The 7,911-nt window shown below is 66.2% G+C and carries 9 protein-coding genes and 1 tRNA gene; 5 read left to right on the forward strand and 5 right to left on the reverse strand.

The window, feature by feature from the left end; genetic code table 11:
* Positions 1–51: 51 nt before the first annotated feature.
* The gene (locus AC5P6X_RS19475) at positions 52–489 is read left to right on the forward strand and encodes an acyl-CoA thioesterase (RefSeq protein ID WP_005414313.1); all 438 of its coding nucleotides are present in this window, start codon (positions 52–54) and stop codon (positions 487–489) included.
* On the opposite strand, the gene AC5P6X_RS19480 is transcribed toward AC5P6X_RS19475, so the two are convergent.
* The 5 genes from AC5P6X_RS19480 to AC5P6X_RS19500 form a co-directional block, all read right to left on the reverse strand.
* Positions 490–846 carry a hypothetical protein gene (locus tag AC5P6X_RS19480; RefSeq protein WP_234411824.1) on the reverse strand — a complete coding sequence of 119 codons (357 nt, stop codon included), beginning with the start codon at positions 844–846 and terminating at the stop codon, positions 490–492. It lies immediately after the preceding gene.
* Complete coding sequence (locus AC5P6X_RS19485; RefSeq protein WP_234411825.1) at positions 843–1,553, reverse strand: hypothetical protein; 711 nt, start codon at positions 1,551–1,553, stop codon at positions 843–845. The genes AC5P6X_RS19480 and AC5P6X_RS19485 overlap by 4 nt, the downstream gene beginning before the upstream one ends.
* Positions 1,550–1,954 (reverse strand): DUF805 domain-containing protein, encoded by a 405-nt coding sequence (locus AC5P6X_RS19490; protein WP_005410810.1) that lies wholly within the window; start codon positions 1,952–1,954, stop codon positions 1,550–1,552. Before AC5P6X_RS19490 ends, AC5P6X_RS19485 begins: the two co-directional genes overlap by 4 nt.
* A 310-nt stretch (positions 1,955–2,264) precedes the next feature.
* Positions 2,265–2,338, reverse strand: a tRNA-Gly gene (locus AC5P6X_RS19495).
* 115 nt (positions 2,339–2,453) lie between these two features.
* Positions 2,454–4,307 (reverse strand): autotransporter domain-containing esterase, encoded by a 1,854-nt coding sequence (locus tag AC5P6X_RS19500; protein ID WP_043034314.1) that lies wholly within the window; start codon positions 4,305–4,307, stop codon positions 2,454–2,456.
* A 206-nt stretch (positions 4,308–4,513) separates the two neighbouring features.
* Between AC5P6X_RS19500 and thiS the strand changes: the two genes are divergently transcribed.
* From thiS to AC5P6X_RS19520, 4 genes are all read left to right on the forward strand, one after another.
* A complete protein-coding gene (gene thiS, locus AC5P6X_RS19505; protein WP_005410812.1) occupies positions 4,514–4,714 on the forward strand; it encodes a sulfur carrier protein ThiS in 201 nt (66 codons plus the stop codon).
* A gap of 151 nt (positions 4,715–4,865) precedes the next feature.
* Entirely contained in the window at positions 4,866–5,660 is a 795-nt protein-coding gene (locus tag AC5P6X_RS19510; protein ID WP_005410813.1) for a thiazole synthase, read from the forward strand.
* A complete protein-coding gene (gene trmB / locus AC5P6X_RS19515) occupies positions 5,660–6,394 on the forward strand; it encodes a tRNA (guanosine(46)-N7)-methyltransferase TrmB (protein WP_005410814.1) in 735 nt (244 codons plus the stop codon). Before AC5P6X_RS19510 ends, trmB begins: the two co-directional genes overlap by 1 nt.
* A gap of 27 nt (positions 6,395–6,421) precedes the next feature.
* A partial coding sequence (locus AC5P6X_RS19520; protein ID WP_495215578.1) for an SLC13 family permease occupies positions 6,422–7,911 on the forward strand: 1,490 nt, incomplete at its 3' end.

Raw genomic sequence — 7,911 nt, forward strand, 5'->3', positions numbered from 1 at the left:
TCAGGCGCAGGCGGCACACTGCGGTGGCAGGCCAGACCGCAAGGAAACCCGATGTCGATCACCGTATTCCCGCGCTTCTCCGAAGTGGATGTACTCGGCCACGTCACCAACACCGCCCTGCCCGTCTGGTTCGAGGAAGGCCGCCAGGAGATCTTCCGGCATTTCAGCCGCGAGGCCAGCATGCGCGACCTGGCACTGATCCTGCGCCGCTACGAGATCGACTTCCTGCAGCAGATACAGGCGGGACACGAAGTGCGTATCGAGACCCGGATCGAGAGCATTGGCCGCTCCTCGCTGTCGATCGTGCAGCAGGCGTTCCAGTTCGAGGCCCTGGTAGCCAGCGGGCGCTGCGTGATGGTTCATTTCGACTACACGGCCAACGCCTCGCGCGAGATCGATGCGGAGCAGCGCCAGGCGTTGTCGGGGCTGTTCACCGAGGAATATGCACAGTCGCTGCGGGAAACGAGCGCGCGCGCCGCCGAGGCCTGATCAGCGCGAGGGAAGGCGCAGCCTGAAGCGCCCATCACGGGCGCGCAGCGCCAACCCGGTTTCCCGCCATTCCACAGGCAGCTCCAAGGCTGTGTGGCGCGTGGGGTATCGATGGACGGCATCGGACTCCCAGCGTTCCTCATAGGCTTCGCACTGCAGTGTGCCGTCATCGTCAGCATCGATCACATTGATCCAGGCCACGCTCCGGGCCTTGCCGAAGCCCCCCATCGCATGACGGGCAAAGGCTTGCCAACGACCCTGCCAGCAGACAAGCCACACGCCCTCGATGGGTCGCAGGTTCTCATCAAGCACACTGCCGGCCACCACCAGGCAGCGTCCCGACGGGCTCGCGATCACGGTCTCCAGATCACAGGCATGGCGACCACTGGAGGTCTCGTCAAGGTAAAGGGCATACGGGCAGATGCACGCGAACAGGGCCGGATGCGCAGCCACGACGCCGCCCCCGCCTCCCCATCGGTCTGCAGGCGCTCGCCCAGCTGCTGCCGGAACTGGCCGGGATCAGCCGCAAGCACCTGCACCGTCTTTTGGCGCTCGTCGTAGACGATCACTGCTTCGCATCGATCAACATACCCGCTGGCCAGGCGCAGCGCGCCTCCCGGCAGGTCCTGCCATTCACCACTGGCATCACGACTGCCTCCAGTGGATACGCCTTCGACGATGGCGCCATCGCGCAGCATCTGCGTGCTGTACGCCGGTCCGCCCATGCCCAGCTCGCCCCAATCCAACAGCACATCATGTGCGGGCGGCCGTTCGGCAAAGGGCTTCATCGATCGCGAGCGCAGTCGTGAACCGCCCACGGCATTGCCGACCAGATCGATTCGCTGCAGCGCGCCCCCCAACGCAAGGCACACGGCAAGGCCGGCAATCACTCCCAAAGGCGACCACCAGGCCACACAGACGGCGACCAGGGCCAGGAACGGCATCCACTGGGTGTAGCGCCGCAGGGCGGTTCGATCAAGGGACATGCGGATGAGAGAGGCGCCCCAGCGAACCGTCGACGTCTTCAATGCCGATCCGATCGATTGCGGCCGATGCCGGTTCAAGCATCCTGCGCTCCTGGAACTGCGCCAAATCGATTCTCTTCCTCGCTCCCGGGAAGCAGCATGACCGGAAAGAGAACGAACACCCCCAAGGGAATGAACGCGATCACGGTGTACCAGCCTGACTCGTCGATGTCGTGCAATCTCCTCACGGTCAGGGCCAGCATCGGAGGCAGGAAGACGAAGACAGCGCAGACGGTCATGACCCATCCCACCTTCCACAGGATCTCGGACGTTTCCCAATCCAATGACAGGTACCCGACCAGCCAGTAACCGCGATCCATCACGCTGTAGCTCACCGCCATCACGAACCCGGCCAGCAGCGAATACGACCAGAACTCCCGCCGGTCGGATCGTCCGGAAAAATCAAAGCATCGCCTGATGGGCACAAGTGCAGCGATCATTCACGCTCCGGGCAACGGATGTTGGGCGTCAACAGCTGACGATCTTCTAGCATTGCGAAGCCAAGCATCAACTGAACCCCGCAGCTCGACCGGGCCCGGGAGGCCACAGCAGCCGCAGCTGCAGCAGGGCAGTTCCTGTCCTGCAGGCTCTGCGCAAGGATGCATTCGGACACGACCGATCCGGCCAAGGGATGTTTGTGAAGCGACGTCCAGCCCTGGCATTCACCGGGCATCTCGACCGGGATCCATGCGCGGAAAAGCGGGGTGCGGATATCGCGGAGCGTCTGCCTGATGCAGACCGCTCGAGACATGGAGCGGGCGATGGGAATCGAACCCACGTCAGTAGCTTGGGAAGCTACAGCTCTACCATTGAGCTACGCCCGCGTTGCGGTGGGAAGTCTATGCGCTGGGCCCCGTGTTGCGCAATGGTGCCCATCGCATCAGGCCGGGGGTCAAAGCCCTCTCGTTGCCGAGAGGGCCGACCCCGCCTGGTTTCTGCTTAGAAGGTGCCGCTGAAGTTGGCGAACAGCGTTGCGTCCTGGGCACGCTTCTGCCCGGCCGAAGCGCTCAGGCCGAAGTTGCTCTGCAGGCCGAACAGTTCGGTGCGGGCGCCCAGCACGACGGTCGCGTAGTCCTTGTCGAACTTCAGGCCCGGCACACGGTAGCTGCCCAGTTCCGGCAGGGTCTGCAGCCACGCGCTGCCCTGCTTGGTGTCTTCGAACTCATGGTCGTAGGTCAGCTGCGCGTACGGCTTGAGGGTGCCGCCATCGAAGCGGGCCTGCCAACCGATGCGACCAACGGTCGAATCAACGTTCTGGCGGTCGTAACCCAGCGCGGTAGCCAGGGTGCCGGCCGCAGCGCTTTCGGTGTAACCATCGATCTTCACCTTCTGCCAGATCACCGAAGCGATCGGGCCGTGGCGGAAGCCGCCTTCGGTGCCGAACTCGTAACCGGCGTTCAGGGCGGCGGTCAGGTTGCTGCCGTCCGGCGAACCACCGTGCTCGCGGGTGGCCGGGCCGAGCTGGACCTTGCGGTTCACGTCATACGACAGCCAGGTGTAGCTGACCTGGCCGTTCACCCAGATGCGATCGCCGTACCAGCCGGCGAACAGACCGGCGGTGGTGTCCTTCTGGGTGAAATCGCCACGGCTGTTGCCGAAGTCGGCGTTGAGGCGGCCGAAGCCGGCGAAGCCGCCGACCACCATGCCGTCGCGCGCCCAGTCGATGCCGAACAGGCCGGCCGGCGCCAGGCCGTCGTACAGATCCGCGTGGTCGTAGCGCTGCAGGTCACCGCGGACGCCGCCCCACCAGGACAGGCCGTCGGCCGGACGACCGCCCAGGTGCATGCTGACCTGATCCGCACGCGAACGACCGATGGTCTGTGCCGAGTGGCTCAGCACCTGCTGCAGGCGCGGGGCTTCCAGCACCGAGACCGCGTACTGGCCCAGCAGCTGGTGGCCCGCCGTGGTCGGATGCACGCCATCGGCGAACAGATAGGTGTTGGCCGCATCCGGGCTGACGTAGCTGGTCGGGTTGCAGCCAATGATGCTTGCAGTGGCGTTGTTCGGATCGATCTTGCAGGCGGTGCTGGTGACGTTGGTGAAGCCGTACATCGCCGGGTTGGCGGTTACTTCACGCAGGATGCTGAAGGTATCAAGCGGGATGAACTCGATGCCGGCCTGCTTCAGGCCACCGTACAGGGCCTTGTTGTAGCCGGCCGACAGTGCGGTGGCGGCGGCGGCATTGGGACCACGAAACTGCGGAGTGATGCCCACGTCCGGCAGGTTCGGAACCAGCACGTACTGGGCGCCGGCCTGCTTCAGTGCCCCCACCAGTGCGATCTGGTCCGTGACCGCTGCGCCGATGATGCCCTGCACCTGGGCCTGGGACGCGCCGCCTGCCGCCGCACGGGTGGCCGCGAACAGATCATTGGCGCCTCCCCAGACGGTGTACAGCGCGTTACCGTCAGCCTTGCCGCCATTTGCGGCAAGGTAACGGGCGGCCTGCGACTTCAGCGACGGAATGGCACCCAGGCCACCCGCTTCGTCGACCGATACGCGGGCGCCACCGACAGCATAGTTGTCACCCTTCTGGCCGTTGCCGTTGGCACCGCCGTTGAGGCCGTAGTAATTGGCGACCTGCTGCGACCACACCCAGCCCGGGTTGGTGGTGAACTGACCGGTGACCGGCTGCACGCCCGGATCAAGCAGCGGGCGGAAATAGCCGGCATCGGTCAGGCTGTCGCCGAAGAACACGGCCTTGGAATACGGGGATTCGCCTGCCATGGCCGGAAGCGCGGCCAGCGCGATCGCGGCCGCCATCAGGGTGCGGATCGGGCGTTTGCTGAGCAGCATGAAAAAACTCCTGTGGGGATATCGTTGAGGACCCGGCGGACGTACGCCGGCGCACGGTGAATGGTTTCACTGCGCCGCGTTTTGCTCACGCTGCGCCGCCGCATGGATTGTCGCCCGATCACCGGGAAACCTGCTGTGCCGGAGCTGGCGCCCCGTTCAATTTGCAAGTGTTCCGATCCCGGCGGGCTATCGGCGACAATGCACGGATGAACATCCAGCTCAATGGCGAACCCCGCGCCCTGCCCGCTTCGGCAACCCTCCACGACCTGCTCGAGGCCGAACAGTTGCTGCAGCGCCGGGTGGCGGTCGAGGTCAACGGCGAGATCGTCAGCCGCAGCCGCCACGGCGAGCACGTCCTGGCCGAAGGCGACGTGGTGGAGATCGTGCACGCGTTGGGCGGGGGCTGAGACCTCCGGGTGGTGCCGGCCGCTGGCCGGCAATCCGACGCTGTCAGGCACCCTGCATGTGCCGGCCAGCGGCCGGCACTACCCTCGCCCTCCTGCGGACAGCACCGCCTTGCGTGATCCCATCTTCAGGCGGATAGGCGATAATCGCGCCATGAACGTTCATGTCTCCCCCGATTCGCTGGTGATCGCCGGCAAGACCTATGGCTCGCGGCTGCTGACCGGCACCGGCAAGTTCAAGGATCTGGAAGAAACCCGCCTGGCCACCGAGGCCGCGGGCGCCCAGATCGTCACCGTGGCGATCCGCCGCACCAACATCGGGCAGAACCCGGGCGAGCCGAACCTGCTCGACGTGCTGCCGCCGGAGCGCTACACCATCCTGCCCAACACCGCCGGCTGCTACACCGCCGAAGATGCCGTGCGCACCTGCCGCCTGGCCCGTGAGCTGCTGGACGGCCATAACCTGACCAAGCTGGAAGTGCTGGGCGACCAGAAGTCGCTGTACCCGGACGTGGTGCAGACCCTCAAGGCTGCCGAGCAGCTGGTCAAGGACGGCTTCGAAGTGATGGTCTACACCTCTGACGATCCGATCCTGGCCAAGCGCCTGGAAGAGATCGGCTGCGCTGCGGTGATGCCGCTGGCCGCGCCGATCGGTTCGGGCCTGGGCATCCAGAACAAGTACAACCTGCTGCAGATCATCGAAGACGCCAAGGTGCCGATCATCGTCGACGCCGGCGTCGGTACCGCGTCGGATGCCGCGATTGCGATGGAACTGGGCTGCGACGGCGTGCTGATGAACACGGCCATTGCCGGTGCGCGCCACCCGGTGCTGATGGCCAGTGCCATGCGCAAGGCGGTCGAGGCCGGCCGCGAGGCCTTCCTGGCCGGGCGCATCCCGCGCAAGCGCTACGCCAGCGCCTCCTCCCCGGTGGATGGGCTGATCGGCTGATGACCAATCCTTTCGACAGCGCCGGTTCCAAGGCTCCGCCCAAGCCCTTCACCGTGAGCGAGGGCCGCCGCGAGGTGCGCAGCTTCGTGTTGCGCCAGGGCCGCTTCACCCCCGCCCAGCAGCGCGCGTTCGACGAACGCTGGCCGCGCTTCGGCCTCGACTACACCGGCCAACCGCGTGACCTGGACGCCACCTTCGGCCGCCCGGCACACAAGGTGCTGGAAATCGGCTTCGGCAACGGTGCCGCGCTGCGCTTCGCCGCCCAGCACGACCCGTCGCGCGATTACATCGGCATCGAAGTGCACGCCCCGGGCGTGGGCAGGCTGCTGAACGCGCTGGCCGACGACAACGCCGACCACGTGCGCCTGTACCACCACGACGCGGTTGAAGTGCTGCAGAACGAGATCGCCGATGGCGCGCTCGATGAAGTGCGCATCTACTTCCCGGACCCGTGGCACAAGAAGCGCCACAACAAGCGCCGCCTGCTGCAGCCGGCGTTCGCCGAACTGCTGGTGCGCAAGCTGCGCCCGGGCGGCCGCCTGCACTGTGCCACCGACTGGGAGGACTACGCCGAGCAGATGTGGGACGTGCTCGATGCCACCGCCGGCCTGGTCAACCGTGCCGGCCCGCGTGGCAGCGTGCCGCGCCCGGACTGGCGCCCGCAGACCCACTTCGAGACCCGCGGCCAGAAACTCGGCCATGGCGTCTGGGACCTGCTGTACGACCGCACCTGACGATCGCCTGAGGACGCCGCGCCCCACATGGATACCGCGCTGACGCTGACCAACGACATGAAGCTCGTGCTCGGGCTGGTCGGCTTCACGATGGCGATGTTCCTGTTCGAGCGCATCCGCGCCGACGTGGTCGCGCTGGTGGTGCTGGTGGTGCTCGGTGTCACCGGGCTGATCGCGCCGGAGGAAATCTTCGGCGGCTTCTCCGGTAACGCGGTGATGAGCATCATCGCCACCACCATCCTCGGTGCCGGCCTGGACCGCACCGGGGCGCTGAACCGGCTGGCCGCGTGGCTGCTGCGACGCGGTCATGGCGTCGAGCAGCGGCTGCTGATGATGACCACGGCCATTGCCGGCCTGAACTCGTCCTTCATGCAGAACCCGTCGGTGATGGCGCTGTACCTGCCGGTGGCTTCGCGACTGGCAGCGCGCACCGGCCTGACCCTGCAGCGCCTGCTGCTGCCGATTTCGGCGGCGATCGTGATGGGCGGTGCGCTGACCATGGTCGGCAATTCACCGCTCATCCTGCTGAACGATCTGCTGGCCTCGGCCAACAACAACCTGCCCTCGGGCCTGGCGACCATCGAGCCGCTGCGCATGTTCGCGCCGCTGCCGATCGGCGTGGCGCTGCTGATCGCCTCGCTGCTGTATTTCCGCTACTACGGCGACCGCAAGCTGATCGAGGAAGAGAACCTGGCCAACGACGGGGTCACCCCGGCGCGCACCGAAAGCTACTTCGCCAAGACCTATGGCATTGAAGGCGATGTGTTCGAGCTGGTGGTCAGTGCCGAAAGCCCGCTGGTCGGCATGACCCTGGGCGAGGCCGAGAACCTGCACGATGCCCCGCTGCTGCTGGCCCTGAAGACCGGCAATGACACCCGCCTGGCGCCGCCGGCGGAGATGCGCATCTGGGTGGGCAGCGTGCTCGGCGCAATGGGTCCGCGCGAGCAGATCAACGACTTCGCGCAGAACCAGTTCCTGCGCATGTCTTCGCGCCTGAAGCACCTGGGTGACCTGTTCAACCCGAGCCGCGCCGGTATTTCCGAGGCGGTGGTACCGCCGACCTCGAACGTGATCGGCAAGAGCGCGGCCGACCTGCGCCTGCGCAAGGAGCGCGGCATCAGCCTGCTGGCGATCAACCGCGACAAGCAGGTGATCCGCGAGGACGCGCGCGACGTGCAGTTGCGCGCCGGCGACATGCTGGTCTTCCACAGCATCTGGACCGACCTGGCACAGGCGGCCAAGAGCCGCGACTTCGTGGTGGTGACCGACTACCCGACCGGCGAACAACGCCCGCACAAGTTCAAGATCGCCATGGCGATCTTCGCGTTGACCATCCTGATCGCGCTGACCAGCAAGCTGCCGGTGGCACTGACGCTGATGACCGGCGTGGCCGGCATGCTGCTGACCGGCGTGCTGCGCATGGACGAGGCCTATGCCTCGATCAACTGGAAAACGGTGTTCATGATGGCCGGGCTGATCCCGCTCGGCTGGGCGATGGACTCCAGTGGTGCGGCGGC

The sequence above is a fragment of the Stenotrophomonas sp. YJH_SMC_40 genome (assembly GCF_059368615.1).

Bases quoted from the DNA above. Each gene is read 5' to 3' on its own strand.
- thiS (WP_005410812.1), top strand. From the start codon at position 4,514: ATGAACATCCAGCTCAATGGCGAACCCCGCGCCCTGCCCGCTTCGGCA.
- AC5P6X_RS19500 (WP_043034314.1), bottom strand. From the start codon at position 4,307: ATGCTGCTCAGCAAACGCCCGATCCGCACCCTGATGGCGGCCGCGATC.
- AC5P6X_RS19475 (WP_005414313.1), top strand. From the start codon at position 52: ATGTCGATCACCGTATTCCCGCGCTTCTCCGAAGTGGATGTACTCGGC.
- AC5P6X_RS19490 (WP_005410810.1), bottom strand. From the start codon at position 1,954: ATGATCGCTGCACTTGTGCCCATCAGGCGATGCTTTGATTTTTCCGGA.
- AC5P6X_RS19510 (WP_005410813.1), top strand. From the start codon at position 4,866: ATGAACGTTCATGTCTCCCCCGATTCGCTGGTGATCGCCGGCAAGACC.
- trmB (WP_005410814.1), top strand. From the start codon at position 5,660: ATGACCAATCCTTTCGACAGCGCCGGTTCCAAGGCTCCGCCCAAGCCC.